This window comes from Geodermatophilus obscurus (assembly GCF_900143215.1).
Classification (GTDB): domain Bacteria; phylum Actinomycetota; class Actinomycetes; order Mycobacteriales; family Geodermatophilaceae; genus Geodermatophilus; species Geodermatophilus obscurus_A.
The window spans coordinates 48,782-68,181 of the sequence record NZ_FRDM01000003.1 but is presented as its reverse complement, the minus strand read 5'-3'; the positions used below and the strand labels follow the sequence as shown (position 1 = coordinate 68,181).

The 19,400-nt window shown below is 75.7% G+C and carries 17 protein-coding genes; 3 read left to right on the top strand and 14 right to left on the bottom strand.

Annotated features, from left to right (window positions below):
- Nucleotides 1–32 precede the first annotated feature (32 nt).
- The 3 genes from BUB17_RS04245 to BUB17_RS04230 form a co-directional block, all read right to left on the bottom strand.
- Nucleotides 33–824, bottom strand: a complete 792-nt coding sequence (locus BUB17_RS04245; RefSeq protein WP_072913941.1) for a polyprenol monophosphomannose synthase — start codon at nucleotides 822–824, stop codon at nucleotides 33–35.
- The gene (gene lnt, locus BUB17_RS04240) at nucleotides 821–2,431 is read right to left on the bottom strand and encodes an apolipoprotein N-acyltransferase (protein ID WP_072913937.1); all 1,611 of its coding nucleotides are present in this window, start codon (nucleotides 2,429–2,431) and stop codon (nucleotides 821–823) included. Before lnt ends, BUB17_RS04245 begins: the two co-directional genes overlap by 4 nt.
- Before the next feature lie 340 nt (nucleotides 2,432–2,771).
- Nucleotides 2,772–4,313 (bottom strand): amidohydrolase, encoded by a 1,542-nt coding sequence (locus BUB17_RS04230; RefSeq protein WP_072914543.1) that lies wholly within the window; start codon nucleotides 4,311–4,313, stop codon nucleotides 2,772–2,774.
- A gap of 161 nt (nucleotides 4,314–4,474) precedes the next feature.
- Between BUB17_RS04230 and BUB17_RS04225 the strand changes: the two genes are divergently transcribed.
- On the top strand, nucleotides 4,475–5,005 hold the full coding sequence (locus BUB17_RS04225; RefSeq protein ID WP_072913930.1) for a GNAT family N-acetyltransferase: 531 nt from the start codon (nucleotides 4,475–4,477) through the stop codon (nucleotides 5,003–5,005).
- Nucleotides 5,006–5,092: 87 nt separating this feature from the next.
- Here the strand turns inward: BUB17_RS04225 and BUB17_RS04220 are convergent, their stop codons facing one another.
- Together BUB17_RS04220 and BUB17_RS04215 are read right to left on the bottom strand one after the other, a co-directional pair.
- Complete coding sequence (locus BUB17_RS04220; RefSeq protein ID WP_083606015.1) at nucleotides 5,093–5,947, bottom strand: lysophospholipid acyltransferase family protein; 855 nt, start codon at nucleotides 5,945–5,947, stop codon at nucleotides 5,093–5,095.
- A 50-nt stretch (nucleotides 5,948–5,997) separates the two neighbouring features.
- Nucleotides 5,998–7,245 (bottom strand): carboxylate-amine ligase, encoded by a 1,248-nt coding sequence (locus BUB17_RS04215; RefSeq protein ID WP_244276905.1) that lies wholly within the window; start codon nucleotides 7,243–7,245, stop codon nucleotides 5,998–6,000.
- 59 nt (nucleotides 7,246–7,304) lie between these two features.
- On the opposite strand from BUB17_RS04215, the gene BUB17_RS04210 reads away from it, so the two are divergent.
- Complete coding sequence (locus BUB17_RS04210) at nucleotides 7,305–8,162, top strand: hypothetical protein (RefSeq protein WP_072913926.1); 858 nt, start codon at nucleotides 7,305–7,307, stop codon at nucleotides 8,160–8,162.
- 409 nt (nucleotides 8,163–8,571) lie between these two features.
- Here BUB17_RS04210 and BUB17_RS27660 read toward each other — a convergent pair whose 3' ends face one another.
- The 5 genes from BUB17_RS27660 to BUB17_RS04190 form a co-directional block, all read right to left on the bottom strand.
- Nucleotides 8,572–9,054: a radical SAM family protein gene (locus tag BUB17_RS27660; protein WP_244276904.1), complete on the bottom strand. Its 483-nt coding sequence runs from the start codon at nucleotides 9,052–9,054 to the stop codon at nucleotides 8,572–8,574.
- 330 nt (nucleotides 9,055–9,384) lie between these two features.
- Nucleotides 9,385–10,749, bottom strand: coding sequence for an LAGLIDADG family homing endonuclease (locus tag BUB17_RS27655; protein WP_244276902.1), 1,365 nt, complete (start codon nucleotides 10,747–10,749; stop codon nucleotides 9,385–9,387).
- Nucleotides 10,750–10,785: 36 nt separating this feature from the next.
- A complete protein-coding gene (locus BUB17_RS04200) occupies nucleotides 10,786–11,250 on the bottom strand; it encodes a hypothetical protein (protein ID WP_072913922.1) in 465 nt (154 codons plus the stop codon).
- 10 nt (nucleotides 11,251–11,260) lie between these two features.
- Nucleotides 11,261–11,746: an Lrp/AsnC family transcriptional regulator gene (locus BUB17_RS04195; protein WP_072913918.1), complete on the bottom strand. Its 486-nt coding sequence runs from the start codon at nucleotides 11,744–11,746 to the stop codon at nucleotides 11,261–11,263.
- Nucleotides 11,721–12,866: a M24 family metallopeptidase gene (locus BUB17_RS04190; protein WP_244276900.1), complete on the bottom strand. Its 1,146-nt coding sequence runs from the start codon at nucleotides 12,864–12,866 to the stop codon at nucleotides 11,721–11,723. The genes BUB17_RS04195 and BUB17_RS04190 overlap by 26 nt, the downstream gene beginning before the upstream one ends.
- 94 nt (nucleotides 12,867–12,960) lie before the next feature.
- On the opposite strand from BUB17_RS04190, the gene BUB17_RS04185 reads away from it, so the two are divergent.
- On the top strand, nucleotides 12,961–13,878 hold the full coding sequence (locus tag BUB17_RS04185) for a 5'-3' exonuclease (RefSeq protein WP_072913912.1): 918 nt from the start codon (nucleotides 12,961–12,963) through the stop codon (nucleotides 13,876–13,878).
- 4 nt (nucleotides 13,879–13,882) lie between these two features.
- On the opposite strand, the gene BUB17_RS04180 is transcribed toward BUB17_RS04185, so the two are convergent.
- The 4 genes from BUB17_RS04180 to tatC all read right to left on the bottom strand — a co-directional run bounded on the left by BUB17_RS04180 (nucleotide 13,883) and on the right by tatC (nucleotide 19,399).
- On the bottom strand, nucleotides 13,883–14,452 hold the full coding sequence (locus tag BUB17_RS04180) for a DUF4333 domain-containing protein (RefSeq protein WP_072913909.1): 570 nt from the start codon (nucleotides 14,450–14,452) through the stop codon (nucleotides 13,883–13,885).
- 27 nt (nucleotides 14,453–14,479) lie between these two features.
- Nucleotides 14,480–17,335: a DEAD/DEAH box helicase gene (locus tag BUB17_RS04175; protein ID WP_072913905.1), complete on the bottom strand. Its 2,856-nt coding sequence runs from the start codon at nucleotides 17,333–17,335 to the stop codon at nucleotides 14,480–14,482.
- 182 nt (nucleotides 17,336–17,517) lie between these two features.
- Nucleotides 17,518–18,414, bottom strand: a complete 897-nt coding sequence (locus BUB17_RS04170) for a diacylglycerol kinase family protein (RefSeq protein ID WP_072913902.1) — start codon at nucleotides 18,412–18,414, stop codon at nucleotides 17,518–17,520.
- A gap of 7 nt (nucleotides 18,415–18,421) precedes the next feature.
- Complete coding sequence (gene tatC / locus BUB17_RS04165; protein ID WP_072913899.1) at nucleotides 18,422–19,399, bottom strand: twin-arginine translocase subunit TatC; 978 nt, start codon at nucleotides 19,397–19,399, stop codon at nucleotides 18,422–18,424.
- Nucleotide 19,400: the final 1 nt, after the last annotated feature.

Below are 19,400 nucleotides of genomic sequence, written 5' to 3'. Positions count from 1 at the left end.
ACGCCCGCACGCGCCGGCGGCCCCGGGTCCGCCTACCGGACCGCGGTCGACCGCCCGCCGTCGCGGGCTCGTCCCGGCACGGGGTGGCGGACCCGGCCCGGCAGCCGATCGGCCAGCCGGTCCTGCAGGCCCCACCAGGTGACCCGTACCAACGCCTCTTGAACGATCGAGCGGCTCATCTTGCTCCGCCCGGAGGTGCGCTCGGTGAAGGTGATCGGCACCTCGACCACGAGGGCGCCCGCCCGGACCGCCCGCCACACCCAGTCGACCTGGAAGCAGTAGCCCTGGCTGGCGACGTCGTCGAAGGGCAGCCGGTCGACCAGCTCGCCGTGCACCGCCCGGAAGCCGCCGGTGGCGTCGGCCAGGGGCAGCCGCAGCGACCAGCGGGTCCACAGGTTGCCGGCCCGCGAGAGCAGCAGGCGGTGCAGCGGCCAGTCCTCCACGCGGCCACCGGGCACGTACCGGGAGCCCAGCGCGAGATCGGCGTCGTCCAGCGCGGTGAGCAGGGCGGGCAGCTGCTCGGGGTGGTGGGAACCGTCGGCGTCCATCTCGACCAGGACGTCGTAGCCGCGCGCCCGCCCCCACCGGAACCCGGCGACGTAGGCCGGGCCCAGGCCGGCCTTGGTGGTCCGCCGCAGCACGTGCACCCGCGGGTCCAGGGCGGCCAGCTTCTCCGCCAGCTCACCGGTGCCGTCGGGCGAGCCGTCGTCGACCACGAGGGCGTGCGCGTCCGGGACGCTGGCGTGCAGCCGCTCGAGGATGGGCTCGATGTTGTCCACCTCGTCGTAGGTGGGGACGACGACCAGCACCCGCCGCCCGCTCACCCCGCTGTCCCGCGGGTCCGGCGGCGCAGCCCGGGCACGGCCGCGGCGAGCAGCGCACCGGCGCCCAGGGCGCTCAGCAGCCACTCCGGCCCGGCGCCCACCCGCTCGGCCAGGGTGCTGGAGTCCCGCTGCGCGATCTCCTCGACGAAGACGGCGGACTCGAACAGCCCCGAGGCGGCGGCCAGGGAGCCGTCGGGCGCGATGACCGCGGAGATGCCGCTGGTGGAGGCGAGCGCGACCGAGCGCCCGAACTCCACCGCCCGTACCCGGGCCGCGGCGACCTGCTGCTCGCTCTCGGCGCTGTAGCCGAAGGTGGCGTTGTTGGTCTGGACGACGATCATCCCGGCGCCGGCGCTGACGGCGTCGTGCACCAGGCCGTCGTAGACCACCTCGAAGCAGATGACGTCGGCGATCCGCGCTCCGCCGACGTCCAGCAGCCCGATCCGGTCGCCGGCGGCGAAGTCGCGGCTCACCCGGTCGACGTGCTCGCTGAACAGGCGGAAGAAGTCGCGGAAGGGGATGTACTCGGCGAAGGGCACCGGGTGGCGCTTGACGTAGGTGTCGCCGGGCCCGCTCTGCGGGTCCCACACGATCGCGGTGTTGCTGATGAACTCCCCCGGTCCGCCGACGACGGCGCCCACCAGGATCGGCGCACCGATCGCGTCGGCGGCCCGGCTGATCTGCCGGGCGGCGTCGGCGTTGCGGTACGGGTCGATGTCGGAGCTGTTCTCCGGCCAGACGACGAGGTCCGGCTGCGGCTGCTGCCCCGACGCGACGGCCTCGGCCAGCCGGGTCGTCTGGTCGACGTGTTTGTCGAGCACCGCCCGCCGGCGCTCGTTGAACTCCAGGCCCGGCTGCGGGACGTCGCCCTGGACCACCGCCACCGTGCGGGTCGGGCCGCCGGCGGCGAGGGAGGAGCCCGGCAGCGGCAGCCAGGCCAGCCCGCCGAGCGCCGGCACCGCCACGGCCCCCAGCGCGGCCAGCGCCGCGGTCCGCCGTCCTCCCCGGACCAGGTGCAGCACGGCGGCGGCCAGCAGCGTGCCGGTGAGCGCGACGGCGAAGCCGACCAGCGGCACCCCGCCGTAGGCGGCGAACGCCAGGAACGGGCCCTCGGTCTGGCTCAGGCCCAGCCGCCCCCACGGGAACCCGCCGAACGGGAGACGGCCGCGCAGCGCCTCCTGGCCCACCCAGAGGGCCGCCGCCCACAGCGGCCACAGCGGCAGCCGGGACGTGGCGGCGCTGGCCGCGCCGAGCAGGGCGACGTACGCCGCCTGCGCGCTGGCCAGGGCCAGCCACGGCAGCGCGCCGACGAAGATGCCGCTCCAGGACAGCAGCGGCACGAAGAAGACGAGCCCGCACACCAGCCCCAGCCAGGCCCCCGAGCGGACGCGCTGCCCGGAGACGGCGAGGGCCAGGGCGGCCGGGCCGAGCGGTGCCAGCCAGGGCAGCGAGGAGCCGGGGAAGGCCAGCAGCAGCAGCAGCCCGGCGACGGCGGCCAGCAGCGTGCGCCATGCCGCCTGCCCACCCACCCGCCGGCCGGACGCGGGCGCCGCGGCCGGGGACCCGGAAGGCCGTGCGAGGGTGCCGGTCGGGATCGCTGACGGCACCCGCGCCTCCCGTGCGCCCGTGCGGCCGGCGTCCCCGGTCGCTGCCTTCCCCCGTGCCGGTCGAACGGGGTCGCGGCCACCGACGTCCTCGCCGGCGGTCCGCGACCCAGCATCCCATCCCGGAACGGTGTGGCGGTCGCCCAGTCCGGCGTCACCCGTCCGTGCCGGACCCCGGATCGGCGCCGCCGGCGGGCGCGACCCGGGCGGTGTCCGTCCGCGTGCCCGGCGAGGCTGCGCTGATCCGGCGGAGCAGCTACCGGTGCCCCGGGGTGGAACTGCAGGCACTGGCGGGAACGTGCCGCCCGGCGGACCCTGGAACCGACCGGGACCTGTTCGTCGCCTAGGCCGCAGGGCCCGGGACCGCAGCGCCGTCGACCAGCAGCAGGCGGCAGGCGGGCCGCCCCCGTCCGGCGAGGACCGCGGACAGCGTCTCCGTCGTCGCCCACAGCGCCAGGTCTGCCGGCGCGCCGACGGCCAGCGGCCCCTGCGGGTGCTCGGCGCGCGCGGCGTGCCAGCCGCCGTGCGTGGCGGCGTCGAAGGCGTCGTAGGGGCGCAGCCCCGAGGCCGGCGTCCGGTGGTCGACCGCCGCGTGCACCCCGCCCCACGGGTCCATCGGGGTGACCGGGGCGTCGCTGCCCAGGGCGAGCGGGACACCGGCGTCGACCAGGTCGGCGAACGGGTTGGTGCCCAGCGCCCGGTCGACCCCCAGCCGCGCGGCGTACATCCCGGCGTCCCCGCCCCAGGCCGCGTCGAAGGCCGGCTGCACGCTGGCGACCATGCCCCACGCGGCCAACCGGTCGACCGCCGCCGGGGACACCATCTCGACGTGCTCCAGGCGGTGCCGGCAGGCCCGCACCGCGGCCGCGCCCAGCTCCTCGACCACGGTGCCGACCGCGGTGAGCACCTGCTCCACGGCGGCGTCCCCGATGACGTGGAAGCCGGCCTGCACGCCGGCGCGGGTGCAGGCCCGCACGTGCTCGACCAGCGACGCCGTGTCGAAGCGCAGGTGCCCGGCGGTCTCGGGTCGGTCACTGTAAGGACGGCTCAACGCGGCGGTGTGCGAGCCGAGGGCGCCGTCGCAGAACAGGTCACCCCCGGCGCCGGCCAGGCCCAGGTCGCGCACCACGTCCAGTCCGCCGCGCGCGGTGAGCTCCCCCCAGTAGCCGAGCACCCGCGGCCCGGGCTCCGCGGCGGCGATCGCCAGCAGGCCCGCCAGGTCCTCGGAGCCGGAGACCTCGGGCCCGGCCATCTCGTGCAGGCTGCCGATGCCCAGGACGACGGCAGCGGCGCGGGTGGTCCGCTGCGCGGCGCCGCGCTGGACGGCGTCCACGGCGCCGTAGGCCGCCCGGCGGGCGGCGTGGTGGGCGTCCAGGCGCAGCTGCCCGTCCGGGGAGAAACCGGGCAGCGCGGCGATGCCGGGCACCCGTGCGAGCAGCGCGGTCGAGACGGTGGCGGAGTGCACGTCGACCCGCGCGAGGTAGGCGGGCCGGTCGCCGACGACGGCGTCCACGTCGTGCCGGGTCAGCCCGCGCCGCTCCGGCCAGCCGGTCTCGTCCCATCCGGTGCCGAGCAGCACGCCTCGGGGTGTCGCCCCGGTGTGGGTCCGCAGCGCCGCGACGGCGTCGCGGAGGCTCAGGCTGGAGTGGAGGTCGAGACCGGTGAGGGCCAGACCGGTCGCCGTGGCGTGCACGTGGGCGTCGACGAAGGCGGGGGTGAGCAGCGCCCCCTCCCCTGCGACCTGCCGCGCGGCGGCGGGCGCGTCCGCGGCGTCCCCGAGCCAGGCGATCCGGCCGGCCGCCGCCAGCACCGCCCGACCGGCGCGGTCCCCCACCGTCACGTCGGTGACCAGCAGACCGCCGCCGTTCCCGTCCTGTTCCGTCACGTCCGTCACCCCCTCCGTCGTGCAGCGCCGTCCGCGCTCCGGAAGGACACCGCGCTCCGGAAGGACACCGCGCTCCGGAAGGACACCACGTCGCCCGGCAGCGCCCGGTCCGGGGGTCCGCCCGGTGGCCGGGGAGGGCGTCCGGCGGTAGGCAGAACGGCGTGACGGCCGACGGCGGCGAGCTGCGCACCGCCCGGTTGCGGCTACGCCCCTGGACGACGTGCCGCGACGACCTGGCGCGCCTGGCGGACCTCTACGGCCGCGCCGAGGTCACCCGCTGGCTGGGTGGGACACCGTCGGTGTCGCCGATCGAGCTGGTCGCGCGCTGGCGCGCGGTGGCCGAGGCCGACGGCCGGTTCGGTGTCTGGGCGCTCGAGGTCGCCGCCACCGGCACCGTGGCCGGCACGGTGCTCCTCAAGCCCCTGCCCGACGGCGTGGGCGAGGTGGAGGTCGGCTGGCACCTGCACCCGGACAGCTGGGGTCGCGGATACGCCACCGAGGCGGCGCGGGCGGTGATCACCCGGGGGTTCGAGGCGGGCCTGCCGGAGGTCTACGCCGTCGTCCGGCCCGGCAACACCGCGTCGGTGGCCGTCTGCACCCGGCTGGGGATGACGCCGCTGGGCCGGATGCGCCGCTGGTACGACGTGGAGCTCGACGCCTTCCGGCTCATGGCCCCAGCCGTGGTCGACTGAGCAGCGCCAGCCGGCCCAGGGCCGGCGCGACGAGCCCGAAGCTGCCGTAGACCACGAGGTGGACCCAGGCCGCCGGGCGGCGGCAGGTCACCGGCGGCGACGCAGCAGCCGGCGCGCCGTGGCGAGGGGGCCGGCCTTCTTCCTGGTCCCCCGCACGTCCGAGTGGTCCAGCCGCAGGGCCTCCTCCGGCGTCGGCGCGGTGCCGCCCAGGTGCGCCGGCTGCCACCACAGGTCCTCGGGGCCGGCCGGCGACTGCGGGTAGGTGCGCTGGGCCTCGTCGAGCAGCTGCTCCATGGCCGTGCGGATGCGCTGCAGCAGCTGGCGGGGCTCCTCGCCCGGCTCGGGACGGATCGGCTCGCCGAGGACGACGGTGACCGCGACACCGCGCCGGAACTCGATCGGGTGGTGCTTGGTGAACAGCCGTTGGCCGCCCCACACCGCCGCCGGGATGACCGGGACGCCGGCGTTGATCGCCATCCGCGGGGCACCGCCCTTCAGCTCCTTGACCCGGAAGCTGCTGCTGATCGTGGCCTCGGGGAAGACGCCGACCAGCTCACCGTCCTTGAGCGCGCGGACGGCGAGGTCGAAGGCGGCCGCCCCGGCCTTCCGGTCGACCGGGATGTGGTGCATCGCCCGCATGAACGGCCCGGAGAAGCCGTGGGAGAACACCGAGATCTTGGCCATGAACCGCACCAGCCGGTGCTGCGGCAACGCGGCCAGGCCGAGGAAGGTGAAGTCGAGGTAGCTGACGTGGTTGCTGCAGACCACCGCGCCGCCCGTCGTCGGCACGTGCTCGGCGCCGCGGACGTCGAAGCGGAAGCGGAACAGCCGGAACACCACCAGCGCCAGCCGGATGACGAACCGGTACGGACGGTCGCGGGGATCCGGGTGCGGACCGAAGAGGTCCCGGCGGACGACGTCGCCCCAGCTGGCGGTGTACATGGCGGGACGATAACCGCCCTCCCCCGGCACCGCTCTCAGGTGTGCGTGTCTCAGGTGTGCGTGGCCTCGACCGCCGCACGCACCACCGCGGTGAGGTCACCGGTCTCCGCGAACACCCGGCGCTGCAGGTCCGCCCCGGTGCCGCGGCCGAGGACCGCGGCGACGCCGCCGGCGACCCACTGCTCGTCCCCGGCGGCGGCCAGCGCCGGCCGCACGTGCTCCAGCAGCGCCGTCACGACCTCCGCAGCCGGCGCCGGGCGCCCGGTGGCGGGGTGCACGAGGTCCCCGGTCAGGCCCGAGCGGCTGGCCCGCCAGGCGGCCATCCGCACCACCTCGCTGCGGACGTCGGGCGCCGCCACCCCCGCCCGCCACTCCCCCGCCGCGGTCTCGACCAGGCCCCGGACCAGCCCGGCCAGCGTGACGGCGTCCTCGGCGTGCAGCGCGACGTCGGCCACCCGGACCTCGACGGTGGGCCAGCGCTCGGACAGCCGGGCGTCGAAGTAGACCATCCCGGTGTCGACGATCGTCTCCGTCGCGAGCAGCTCCCCGACCAGCCGGTGGTAGGCGGCGGCGTCGGCGAACAGCCCGTTCGGCCCGGACGACGGCCAGCGGTTCCACGCCTGGGCGCGGTAGCTGGCGTGCCCGCTGTCCCGGCCCAGCCAGAACGGCGAGTTGGCGGTCAGCGCGGTCAGCACCGGGAGCCACACGCGGATGCGGTTGAGGACGGCGACGCCCTCCTCGTCGTCCTCCACCGCGACGTGCACGTGGCACCCGCAGGTCAGCTGCTCGGCCGCGGTGAGGCCGAAGGTCTCGGCCATCTCGGTGTAGCGCTCGCCCGGTGTGGACTGGGGATCGACCCGCACCGGCGAGCTGGCCAGCGCGGCCACCCGGGCGCCGACGTCACGGGCCGCCGCGTCCGCCCGCCCCCGCCAGTGCCGCAGGTCGGCGGCCACGTCGTCCAGCGCCGTGCAGACGCGGGTGCCGAACTCCAGCTGCTGCGTCTTGAGCTCGGGCACCAGCCGGCCGACCGGGTCCCCGCCGCCCGCCGCTCCGTCCCCGTGCTCGGCGCGCTCGTGCTCCTCGACAGTCTCCCCCTCGCCGCGACGGGCCGCCGCCTCGAGAGCGGCCGGCCCCAGCGGCACCGGCCGCCCGGAGGGGTCGACGACGAGCAGTTCCTCCTCGACACCCACCGTGCGCACGCCGATCAGCATCGCCAGCACCCCGCAGCCCTGCGCGCCGAGCGGGTGGTTGGTCCTTGCTGTCGCTGCTCCGGCGCCAGAGGCGCCGTTGGTCGCCACCGAGGGTGACCACTCTAGTTCTTATAGTTTGTTGGGGATAACGGTGATATGATGGGCACATGAGCGCCCGGTGGGCACCGCCGCTGCCGGCCATGCCGGCTCCGCCTCCGGAGCGGGCATGGCAGCGCCTGCCCGTCCCTCCGGGCTACGAGGCCCAGTGGCGCCGGCTCGTCGACGCCGCTCTCGAGGTCGGCATGGGGCCGGACTCCCTCGTCGAGGAGGGCATGGACCCGATCGCCGCGGCCCGCGGCTGGAAGCCCGCCACCGTCGCCCTCTACAGCAAGGTCGCCCGCTACGGCGGGATCGCGTTGCCGTTGGCGCGGACGCCGGAGCCCGATCCGCAGACCCTGGAACTGCGGCCACTGTCCCAGATCAGGACCGAGGACCCCGAGCACCTGCGCACCGTGGCGTGGTGCGCCCTGGCCCTGGGCTGGCCCGGGACGGTCGGCCAGTTCCGGTCGCTGCGGCGCGACCAGGTGCACCCGACGGCGCGGCGGATCGTCGTCCGCACCGAGGACGGCGAGTGGTCGGTGCCGGGCGCGCTCACCGCGTGGCATGCCTGGGAGTCCTGCCGCTCGCGGTTCCCCGCGCTGGCCGACAGCCCCTGGGTGCTACCGGCTCTGCGCCGCGGCCCCGGCCTGGCCTCGGCGGTCGGGGCGCAGTTGTCCACCCAGGCACTGCAGGTGACGTTCGCCAAGCACGCCGTGCGGACGGCACAGCACCTGCGGATGACCGCACCACCGTCGCGGCGCGAGTGGGCCGAGGCGCTGGCCGTGCAGTACCTGACCCTCTCCTACGACTCCTACCGCCGCCTCACGCTCGCGGGCGGCGCCGAGCCGGTCGCCCCCCGCGGCGCCGTGCGCGCCAAGCGCAGCGCCGCCCGGGCGGCGCGGGAGGCGGAGGGCCGCGGTTCCTGACTCGAGCACGGCTCTCCTGTTGTCGCTGAGGGTTTCCGTCTTGCCGTTGTGGTGGCCTGGCAGTTGGGGATAACGGTTGAAGCGCGACTTCGGCCCGCGTCATCGCCCGCCAGGGACTCAGGCCACGGCGGCAGCGGCGACGGCTCTCCGGCCGGCTCGGATCGTGCGAGGCCGCGCCGGTTCGGCGCCGTGCCGCCCTCACCGCCCGCTCCACCCGCGACCGGCTCGGCGCGACAGCTCTCGCGGCCGCCGGCCCCTGCCTCGGGCCCACCCGGGCCGTCGGGGATCTGGGCGCTCCACTCCCCCGTCGGTGCGGGTCGTCTCCATCGAGGACCGTGCTGGCTAGTTGGGGATAACGGTCGGTTGCCGACGGCGCGTGAGGGATGACCGGTCCGTGCGACGGCGCGGGTCAGAGCAACGTGAGCTGCTCACCTTCCACCACCGCAGCCCGTCGGACCTGCCCCGGTGGGGTCGACGGCAGGCTGCCTGCCGGGAAGTCGCGGTCCCCATCCTCGGGGATGCCGGCCGGCGCGCTCCCACCGTCGACCCCGCGGGCCGCTCCCCCGGCCTGCCGGTCCAGGCCGTACCGGGCCAGCAGCGGGGCCACCCGCTGGGCCAGCCACGACCGGTACTCCGGCGCCACGACCGCGCCGCGACGGTAGAGCTGCTGGTAGCGCGGCACGAGCTGCGGGTGCTCGCGGGCCAGCCAGGCGGAGAACCACTCGCGGGCGCCGGGGCGCAGGTGCAGCGGGACGACGGTGACGCCACTGGCGCCGGCCGCGGCGACGGCCCGCAGCGCGGCGTCGAGGTCGGCCAGCCGGTCGGTGAGGCCGGGCAGCACCGGGGCGAGGAACACTCCGCAGGACAACCCGGCGTCGGTGATCGCCCGCACCAGCTCCGGACGGGCGCGGGGGCTGGGCCACCCCGGGCTCGAGGGAGGCGTGCAGGTCGTCGTCCCAGATCGCCATCGAGACGCCCAGCCCGATCGGGACGTCGCGGGCGGCGGCCGCCAGCAACGGCAGGTCCCGCCGCAGCAGCGTGCCTTTCGTCAGGACCGAGAACGGCGTGCCGGACCCGGCCAGCGCCGAGATCACGCCGGGCATCAGCCGGTAGCGCCCTTCGGCCCGCTGGTAGGGGTCGGTGTTGGTGCCCAGGGCGACGTGCTCGCGCTGCCACGAGGGCCGGGCCAGCTCACGACGCAGGACGTCGACCAGGTTGGTCTTCACGGCGACCTGCGTGTCGAAGTCCCGCCCGGTGTCCAGCTCCAGCCATTGGTGCGTGCTCCGGGCGTAGCAGTTGTGGCTGACCACGCCATTGGCGATGAAGTCCCGGTTCCGGTGGTGATGTCGTACATCGGCATCTCGAGGCGCAGGTCCTCCACCTCGACCACACGGAGGTCGGCGTCGCTCTTGACCGCGATTCCGTCGAAGGAACACTTGCGCCGGATCGCGGGGTCGACGAGGTGGACGAACCTCAGGTGCTCACGGAGCCCGCCGCGGATGCGCACACAGGCCAGCCCGTTCGCCCGGTTCCGGTCTTCGAGCACCGCGTCGAACCCGAACTCCGCCAACGCCTCACTGGTGTGGCTGAGGATCTCCGCGTCGGTGTTGGTGATACGCAGTACGTGCTGGCTGCGGCTGCCTTCGGCATCGAACACCCCTGCCAGGAACCCACGCTGCCATGCGGCCGTGGGGACGCCGGGCCAGGTCACGAGCTCCGAGATGCGGGCCACTCCCGCGGCTGTGGACGTCCGGATCGCCGTCAGGGCTCGTCGCTGCATCGAAGCAGGAGAGAAGGGGAAACGGTCCGTGCGCACGCCCTCCGTGGCGAGGTAGCCCTGTGCCCGGTCCAGTGCCTCCACGTCGGCGAGCGCCAGGCGGAACTGGTGCACGTCACCGTGCTTCCGGCCGGCTCGCTGGTAGCGCTTCCGGCCGGCTCGCTGGTAGCGGTACACCGTGAGGTGTCCGTCTCCGCGGACCATGCCGGCCAGGTAGCCGCGGCGGTAGTCGGCGCAGACCGGCAGCGTCTCACCTGATCGGCCGAAGCCGAGCAGCTCGTCGTTCGCTGTCAGGAAGGGGCGACGATTCCGCCCGGCCATCGCCCCGGTGACGTACTTCCAGCCCCGACCGGTCAAGAACTGGTGGTCGCCGCTGGCGACGAGCTCGGCGCCGTCACCCAGGCGCACCCGGTGGGCAGGCTTCACCGTCGACCAGTGCGCCAGCACCTCGGTGGTCACGTAGTGGCGGTACGTCCCGCGCTTCTCCGTGCCGACGACCCGATCCCCGACACGGAGGTAGGCGATCGCCGTCTGCCCGCCGTCGGCCATCAGCACGCGGGTGTCGCCCCGTAGGCAGTACACACAGGCATGCGAGCAGCCCCGGTAGGGGTTGACGGTCCAGCGGAACGGCATGAGCGAGTCGCCGGGGACCTCGTTGAGCGCGCTCCTGCTGCGGACCTCGTGGAAGGTCAGCCCCGGGAACTCCGGCACCTGCAGGCTGCGCAGCAGGCCACGCGTCGTCGGCATGCCCGGCAGCGTCCCCGACTCGTCCGCGTCCAGCCGCTGGGCGTCCCACCGCATGCCAGCCATCCGAACACACGTTCGAGTGGCTGTCCAGGTGGTGCGTCAGGCGGCCGGGCCCGAGGGCGGGTCGACGACGTCGGCGCGGACGAGCACCGCCCGCCGGGCGGCGTACGCGAGCGCGGCGGGCCCGGCGCCGGGTGACGTCCCCACCGCCGACGCGGCCCGCGGCACGGCCGCCAGGTAGGCGCCCAGCCCCGCGGCCGCCGCCGCGGGCTGCCGCGCGCCCTCGATCGCCACGGCCCGGGCCCGCACCCGCTCGCCGGCCAGCCACAGGTCCACCTCGGCGGGGGCGCGCAGGTTCCGCCACCACGTCGTGCGGTCCGCGGCCCCGACCAGCACCCACACCGTCGCACCGTCCCGGGCGTACTGCGCGACGAGTTCGTGCGGCCGGCCGGTGCGCCGCACCACGACCAGCCGTCGCCCCGGTCGGCGACCGAGCCGGGACCGCAGCAGCCGGCGCAGCACCGGGTTGGCCAGCCGGTTGGTCAGTGCGAACCGCGTGGGCACGACGGGCAGGCTAGAGCGGCGGGCGGTCCTCGTAGGAGGTGGAGAGCACCACCGTCGTGCGCGTGGTGACGTTGGCGGTCTGCCGGATGGTCCGCAGCAGCGCCTCCAGCGCGTCCGGGGACGACGTCCGCACCTTGAGCAGGTAGCTCTCCACCCCCGCCACCGAGTGGCAGGCCTCGATCTCGGGCAGGTGCGCCAGCAGGGACGGCGCCTCGTCGGGCGATGCGGCGTCGGTCGGCGTGATCGCGACGAACGCCGTCAGCCCCAGGCCGAGCGACCCGGCGTCGAGCTTGGCGTGGTACCCGGTGATCAGCCCACGCTGCTCGAGCCGGCGCACCCGCTGGTGCACTGCCGACACCGACAGGCCCACGCGCTCGGCGAGCTCGGTGTAGCTGGCGCGGCCGTCGCGGGCCAGTGCGGCCAGCAGCGCCCGGTCGACGTCGCCGGAGGTGAGCGGCCCGCCGCCGGTGTCAGCCGGGGAGGACGACGAGCTCACGCGGGCCCTCGTTGAGCGCGGTGACGCCGTCGTCGGTGCAGACGACGATGTCCTCGATGCGGGCGCCGCAGCGACCCGGCAGGTAGATGCCCGGCTCGACGGAGAACGCCATCCCCGGCTCCAGCGGCAGGTCGTTGCCCGCGACGATGTAGGGCGCCTCGTGGGTGTCCAGGCCGATCCCGTGCCCGGTGCGGTGGATGAAGTACTCCCCCCACCCGGCCGCCGTGATGACGTCCCGGGCGGCGGCGTCCACCTGCTCGGCGGTCACCCCGGGCCGGACGGCGGCGGTCGAGGCGCGCTGCGCCTCCTGCAGGACGGCGTACCACTCGGTGACCTCGGCACCCGGCGCGCGGCCGACCGCGTAGGTGCGGGTGCAGTCCGACCGGTAGCCGGTCGCCGTCCCGCCGCCGATGTCGACGACCACGACGTCGCCGTCCTCCACCACCCGGTCGGAGAGCTCGTGGTGCGGGCTGGCGCCGTTGGGCCCGGACCCGACGATGGTGAAGTCCACCGACACGTGCCCCTCGGCGAGGATGGCCGCGGCGATGTCGGCCCCCACCGCGGCCTCGGTGCGGCCGACCCGCAGCCACTCCCCCATCCGGGCGTGCACCCGGTCGATGGCCGCACCGGCGGCGGCGAGCTCGGCGACCTCCGCCGGCGTCTTCACCATCCGCAGGCGGTCGACGACCGGGCTGGCCAGCTCCAGCGCCGCCCCGGGCAGCGCGCCGGCGACGCCGAGCGCGTGCAGCGCCCAGGTGCGGTCGCCGACCGCGACCCGCGCCGGCGGGGCGCCCAACCGGCCGGTCGCCGTCTGCGCCAGCAGCGCGAACGGGTCGTCGGTCTCGTCCCAGGCCAGCACCTCCAGGCCCAGGCCGCCGGCCGGGCTGGCGCCGACCATCGGCGCCTCCAGCCGGGGGACGACGAGGAACGGCTCACCCCGCCGCGGCACCGCCAGCGCGGTGAGCCGCTCCATCGCGTGCGCGTCGTAGCCGCACAGGTAGCGCAGGTCCGAGCCCGGGGTGACGACGAGCAGGTCGACCCCGGCCGCCGCGGCGACCTCCCGCGCGGCGTACACGCGGTCGAGGGTCACCAGCGGCGCAGATGCGGTCGGAGAGGGCACGGTGCACAGCCTAGTGAGGCGCGACTGCCGTCACCGCCTGACCAGCGGATACGCCGGTCACCCCCGGCCGTTACCGTCCCGAGTCGTGACGACGATGCTGCTGGACGCCGCCTCCCTCTACTTCCGGGCGTTCTACGGGGTGCCGACCAGCGTCACCTCGCCCGACGGGCGGCCGGTCAACGCGGTCCGCGGCTTCCTCGACATGACCGCGCGGCTGGTCACCGCCCACGCACCCGACCGGCTGGTCGCCTGCTGGGACGACGACTGGCGCCCCGCCTTCCGCGTCGAGGCGCTGCCCTCCTACAAGGCACACCGGCTGTCCCCCGACGGCGGCGAGGAGACCCCCGACGAGCTCGGCCCCCAGGTGCCCGTGCTGGTCGAGGTGCTCGCCGCGGCGGGCCTCGCGCGGGTCGGCGCACCCGGCTACGAGGCCGACGACGTCATCGGCACACTGGCCACCCGCGCGCGCGGCCCGGTCGACGTCGTCACCGGCGACCGCGACCTGTTCCAGCTGGTGGACGACGCGCGGGGCATCCGCGTGCTCTACACCAACCGGGGCATCACCGACATCGAGGTCGTCGACGAGGCGGCGGTGACCGCGAAGTACGGCATCCCGGGGCGGGCCTACGCCGACTTCGCCGTGCTGCGCGGCGACCCCAGCGACGGGCTCCCCGGGGTGACCGGCATCGGCGCGAAGACCGCGGCCGCGCTGATCACCGAGTTCGGCGACCTGGCCGGCATCCGGGAGGCCGCCGCGCGCACCGTCGTCCCGAGGCCGCCGCTCACCGCCGCCGTCCTGAAGAAGCTGCACGCCGGCGCGGACTACCTCGACGCCGCCCCGGTGGTCGTCGCCGTCGCCCGCGACATCGACCTGCCGGCCGTGGAGGGCGCGCTCCCCCGCCGTCCGGCCGACCCGGACGCGCTGGCCGGACTGGCCGCCGCGCACGGCATCGGATCCTCGCTGAAGCGGCTGGGCGCCGCGCTGGGCTGGCCCGAGGACGCACTGAGCTGAGTGCTCAGACCTCTTCCCAGGTGTAGGAGGCGTCGGTCTCGTCGGTGATCACGATGCGGAGGGTGACCTCCTCGCCGTCGGCCGTGGTGCCGGTGCACTCGTAGTCGGCGCCCTGCTCGACCTGCATCTCGTCGTCGCAGGTCAGCTCGATCGCCACGCCCTCGATCTGCTCGAACTGGACCGCGACGTCGTCCTCGACGGCGCTGGTGTCGAGCACGGTGTCGGCGAACAGGCGGGCGAGGACCACGGTGACGAGCAGCAGGACGGCCGGCACGACGATGCCGGCCACCAGTCCCTTCCGGGACCGCCGCGGCGGCGCCGGAGGCCCGTACGGCGGCTGCCCCCACGGCTGGCCGTGCTGCGGCTGCCCCCATGGCTGGCCGTGCTGCGGCTGGCCCACCCAGTACGGCGGCTGCCCCGGCGGCGGCTGACCGTAGGGCGGCTGACCGTAGGGCGGCTGACCGCCGTACGGACCGGGCGCCGGCGGGCCCCAGGGCCCGGGCTGCTGCGGCCACGGCTGGTCGGGCCAGCCGGGCTCACCCGGCGGCGGGTCGCCGTGCGGGGGGTTGGTCATCGTCGGAGATCCTGCCCCACCTGCGGCTCAGCCGCCGACCGCCACGGCGACCACGCCGCGCCGCACCCGGTCCACCGCCGCCCGGGCCGTGGTGGCCAGCTCGCCGTCGGCGACCTTGGCCAGCTGGTCGAGCAGGTCCAGCAACTGGCGCGCCCAGCGGACGAAGTCCCCCCCGGAGAGCTCGGTGCCGGCCTGCTCCGCCCCGGCCAGCACCCGGTCGAGACTCTGCCCGTCGGCCCAGCGGTAGGCCGCCCAGGCGAAGCCGAGGTCCAGGTCGCGGCTGGCCGGCACACCGTGGTCGAGCTCGACGTCCTGCAGCCGCGCGCGGATCCGCCGCATCTCCGCGATCGCCGCGGACACCTTGCCGGCCGGCACCGCGGGCTGGCCGGGCATCTCCCGCCGGGCCTCGAACACCAGCGTGGACACCGCGGCGGCGAGCTCGGCCGGGGTGAGCCCGCGCCACACGCCCGAGCGCAGGCACTCGGCGACGAGCAGATCGGCCTCCGACCAGATGCGGGCCAGCCGCCGGCCGTCGTCGGTGACGACCGGGGCGATGTCGGCGACCTCGTGGTCCACCGGGTCCTCCCCCGCGGTCACCGGCGGGGCCGCCGGATCGGGCACCAGGTAGCCCAGCTCCTCCAGGACGTCGCAGGTGCGGTCGAACTGGCGGGTCAGCGAGCCGGTGCGCTCGGCCATCCGCCGGTGGGTGGCCTCGGCCTCCCGGACGGCCCGCAGCCAGCGCTCGGCCGCCCGCACGCGCTCCTCGCGGTCGGGCAGGGCGTGGACCGGGTGGGCCCGCAGCGCCCGCCGCAGGTCGTGCAGCACCGGGTCGTCGGCGGCCGCGGAGCGCTGCTTGACCCGCCGCGCGCCCAGGTCGTTCTCCACGCGCGCATTGCGCAGGGTGGCGGCGAGGTCCCGCCGGGCGTGCGGACTGCGGTGGTTGAAGTTCCTGGGCACCCGCACCCGGGCCAGCGCGGTGACCGGCGTCGGGAAGTCGACGGTGCCGAGGCGCCCGGCCCACTTGTCCTCGGTGAGCACCAGCGGGCGCGGCTCGGTCAGGTCGGTCACCCCGGGGTCGAGGACGACGGCCAGCCCCTGCCGCCGTCCCGAGGGCACGCGGATGACGTCGCCGGGTCGCAGCGCCGCCAGCGCGTCGGAGGCCTCGATCCGGCGCTTGGCGGCCGAGTCCCGGGACAGCTCCTTCTCCCGCTCGGCGACGTCCTGGCGCAGCCGCGCGTACCCCGCCACGTCGCCGCTGTCGGAGTGCATCTCGGCGGCCCAGCGCTCGGCGTCCCGCTCGTGGCGGGCGGCGGCGCGGGCTAGCCCGACCACGGAGCGGTCGGCCTGGAACTGCGCGAAGGAGGAGGCCAGCAGCTCGCGGGCGTTGGCCCGCCCGAAGGAGCTGACCAGGTTGACGGCCATGTTGTAGCTGGGCCGGAAGGAGGACTTCAGCGGATAGGTGCGGGTGCTGGCCAGCCCGGCGACGACCGAGGGGTCCATGCCCGGCGCCCACACGACGACGGCGTGCCCCTCGACGTCGATGCCGCGCCGGCCGGCCCGACCGGTGAGCTGGGTGTACTCCCCCGGCGTGACGTCGACGTGCGCCTCGCCGTTCCACTTGACCAGCCGCTCGAGGACGACGGTGCGCGCCGGCATGTTGATGCCCAGGGCGAGGGTCTCGGTGGCGAACACGGCCTTGACCAGGCCGCGGACGAAGCACTCCTCCACGGCCTCCTTGAACGCCGGGACCAGTCCGGCGTGGTGTGCGGCCAGCCCGGCCAGCAGCCCTTCGCGCCACTCCCAGAAGCCGAGGACGTGCAGGTCCTCCTCCGGCAGCGACCCGGTCCTCTCGTCGACGATGGCGGCGATCTCCGAGCGCTCGTGCTCGTCGGTGAGCCGCAACCCGGCCCGCAGGCACTGGTCGACCGCCGCGTCGCAACCGTTGCGGCTGAACACGAAGGTGATCGCCGGTAGCAGGGCCGAGCGGTCCAGCCGCTCGATGACGTCGGGGCGGGCCGGCGGCTTGTAGCGCGGCTTGTGCCAGTCCCGCTCGCGGCGCGAGCCGCCGTTGCCACCGCCCCAGGTGTCGATCCGCCGCTCGTACTCGCGCACGTAGCGGACCAGCTCGGGGTCGACGACGCTCGCGCCGCGCTCCCGGGTGGACTGCCCGCGGGGGTCGTCGCCCTGCTCGGCGGCGTGCGCGGCCGGGCGCAGGCTGAACAGGTCGAACACCCGGTTGCCGACCAGCATGTGCTGCCACAGCGGGATCGGCCGGACCTCGCTGACGACCACCGTGGTGTGGCCGCGGACGGTGACCAGCCAGTCGGCGAACTCCTCGGCGTTGCTCACCGTCGCCGACAGCGACACCAGGGTCACCGACTGCGGGAGGTGGATGATCACCTCCTCCCACACCGCGCCGCGGAAGCGGTCGGCGAGGTAGTGCACCTCGTCCATGACGACGTAGCCGAGCCCGTCGATCGCCGGGGACTCGGCGTAGAGCATGTTGCGCAGCACCTCGGTGGTCATCACCACCACAGGCGCGTCGCCGTTGATGGCGTTGTCGCCGGTGAGCAGGCCGACCTTCTCCTCGCCGTAGCGCTCGGCGAGGTCGTTGTACTTCTGGTTGGACAACGCCTTGATCGGTGTCGTGTAGAAGGCCTTGCGCCCCTCGGCCAGCGCCTTGTGGACGGCGAACTCCCCCACCACCGTCTTGCCCGCGCCCGTCGGCGCGCAGACCAGGACGCCGGCACCCTCGTCGAGCGCCTCGCAGGCCTCCACCTGGAACGGGTCGAGGGCGAAGCCGAGCTCCGCGGTGAAGTCGGCCAGTGCGGGGTGGGCACCGCGCCGGCGGGCAGCCGCGTACCGCTCAGCGGGGCTGGACATGGCTCCACGTTAGGCGCGTCTCCCCCGATCGGCGCGGCCGACCCGGTCGGCGCAGTTGTTGGGGATAACGGTCCGGGCGATCCGCGGGGTGCTCCGGTGACCGGCTCCGTCGGCCGTCGCGGGTGCCGGCTTCCGTCCGGTGCTGCGCCCGGACCCGCGACCGTGATCGCGGAGAGCCCGGCTCAGCGGCCGGCGCCCACCACCGGGAGGGCGGCGGGGACGCAGACGCTGATGGCCGGCAGCGGCGCGACCGGCTCCCCGTCGGCGCAGGTGGTCAGCCCCTGCCCCACCAGCTCCACCCGGCGGGCGCGGTGCACGGTGACCGCCGGGTGCTCGACGTGCGTGCCGGCGGTCAGCCGCGGGCGGGTGCGCACCAGTTCCCGGCGGCTCACCGGCCCGACGACGGTCACGTCGAACCTGCCGTCGGCCGGGTCGGCGGCCGGGCAGACCCGCATCCCGCCGCCGTACCAGGCGGTGTTGCCGACGGCGGCCAGCGTGACGGCGAGCGTCCGGGGCTCGCCGTCGAGGACGAGGGTGAGCTCCCGCGGCTGCAGCCGGGCCAGCCCGGCGAGGATCGCCACGTCGTAGCGGCGCGGGCCGCGCGGCCAGCGCAGCCGGTCGGCCCGGTCGGTGACCGCGGAGTCGAAGCCGCAGCACAGCACCGTGGCCCACCAGCGGTCCCCGGTGCGGCCGGCGTCGACGCGGCGCACCTCCCCCGCCCGCGGGTCGGCCGCCGCCGCCACGGCCGCGAGTACCGGGTCGGCCGGCACACCGAGGGCGAGCGCGAGGTCGTTGCCCGTGCCGGCCGGGACGACGGCCAGCGGGGTGTCCGTGCCCGCGACGGCCTGCAGGCCGGCGTGCGCGGCGCTGTCCCCACCGATCGCGACCACCGCGGCGGTGCCGGCGGCGACCGCCGCGGCGGCCCGGCGCTCGGCGGCGGCGCGGGTGGTCGCGGGCAGCACGCGCGGGGCGAGGCCGGCAGCGCGCAGCGCGTCGAGCACGCCGCCGGTGGCCGCGGAGGCCCGACCGCGGCCGGCCGCGGGGCTCAGCAGGACGGCGACGTCGTGCCGAGGGGCCACCCGCGGATCAGCGGCGGGAGCGCGCCGGCCCGTCCAGCGGCGCGGCGTCGTCCTCCCGGCGCAGGTCGTCGTAGGAGGTCGGGGCCGCGTCGAGCTCGGACGGCGCGGCGTCCAGCGGCGAGGCCTCGTCGTCGGCGAGGGCGTGGAAGTGCTCCGCGGCGTCCCGCTTGGCCCGCCGCCGGTCGACGAACCGGGCCACCTGGATGGCCAGCTCGAAGAGCACGATCATCGGCCCGGCCATGAGCAGCATGGTGAACGGGTCCTGCGTCGGGGTGACGAAGGCGGCGAAGACGATGGTCAGGAAGAAGATCCACCGCCGGGCCCCGCGCAGCACCTCGTAGGAGAGGACGCCCACCAGGTTGAGCGCCACCGCCACCAACGGCACCTCGAAGCTCACCCCGAACGCCACCAGCAGGGACAGCGCGAAGCCGATGTAGTCCTGCGCGGTCAGCGCGATCACCGTGCCGCTGCCGGCGAGCCCCAGCAGGAGTTCCAGCCCCGCCGCCAGCGAGACGTAGGCCAGGGCGGCGCCGAGGGCGAACAGCAACGAGGAGACCGCGACGAAGCCGAAGCCGTAGCGCTTCTCGTTCCGCTTGAGCCCCGGGGTGATGAACGCCCACAGCTGGTAGAGCCAGAACGGCGCGGAGAGCACCGCGCCACACAGGAAGCTGACCTTGAGGCGGATGAAGACCCCGCCCAGGACGTCGGTGATGAGCAGGCCGCACTCCTGCTCGCTGCCCTCGGTGAAGCGCAGGTCGGCCGGCAGGTTGCAGTACGGCGCCCGGATGAAGTCGCCGAGGCCGTGCTCGTACCACCAGAAGGCGACCGCGGTGGCGACCAGCAGGGCCAGCAGCGCCTTGGCGATCCGGTTGCGCAGCTCGGTGAGGTGGGCGACCAGCGTCATCGTCGCCGCGGGGTCCCGCGGCGGGCGGCGCCGGCGCAGGCCGGGCCGGCGTGCTGCGCCGCCCTTGGTGCTGTCGCTCATG

Coding starts and splice junctions, on each gene's coding strand:
- BUB17_RS04180 (WP_072913909.1), bottom strand. CDS start 14,452: ATGACCAACCCCCCGCACGGCGACCCGCCGCCGGGTGAGCCCGGCTGG.
- BUB17_RS04185 (WP_072913912.1), top strand. CDS start 12,961: ATGCTGCTGGACGCCGCCTCCCTCTACTTCCGGGCGTTCTACGGGGTG.
- BUB17_RS04175 (WP_072913905.1), bottom strand. CDS start 17,335: ATGTCCAGCCCCGCTGAGCGGTACGCGGCTGCCCGCCGGCGCGGTGCC.
- BUB17_RS27655 (WP_244276902.1), bottom strand. CDS start 10,749: ATGGCTGGCATGCGGTGGGACGCCCAGCGGCTGGACGCGGACGAGTCG.
- BUB17_RS04210 (WP_072913926.1), top strand. CDS start 7,305: ATGAGCGCCCGGTGGGCACCGCCGCTGCCGGCCATGCCGGCTCCGCCT.
- BUB17_RS04220 (WP_083606015.1), bottom strand. CDS start 5,947: ATGTACACCGCCAGCTGGGGCGACGTCGTCCGCCGGGACCTCTTCGGT.
- tatC (WP_072913899.1), bottom strand. CDS start 19,399: ATGAGCGACAGCACCAAGGGCGGCGCAGCACGCCGGCCCGGCCTGCGC.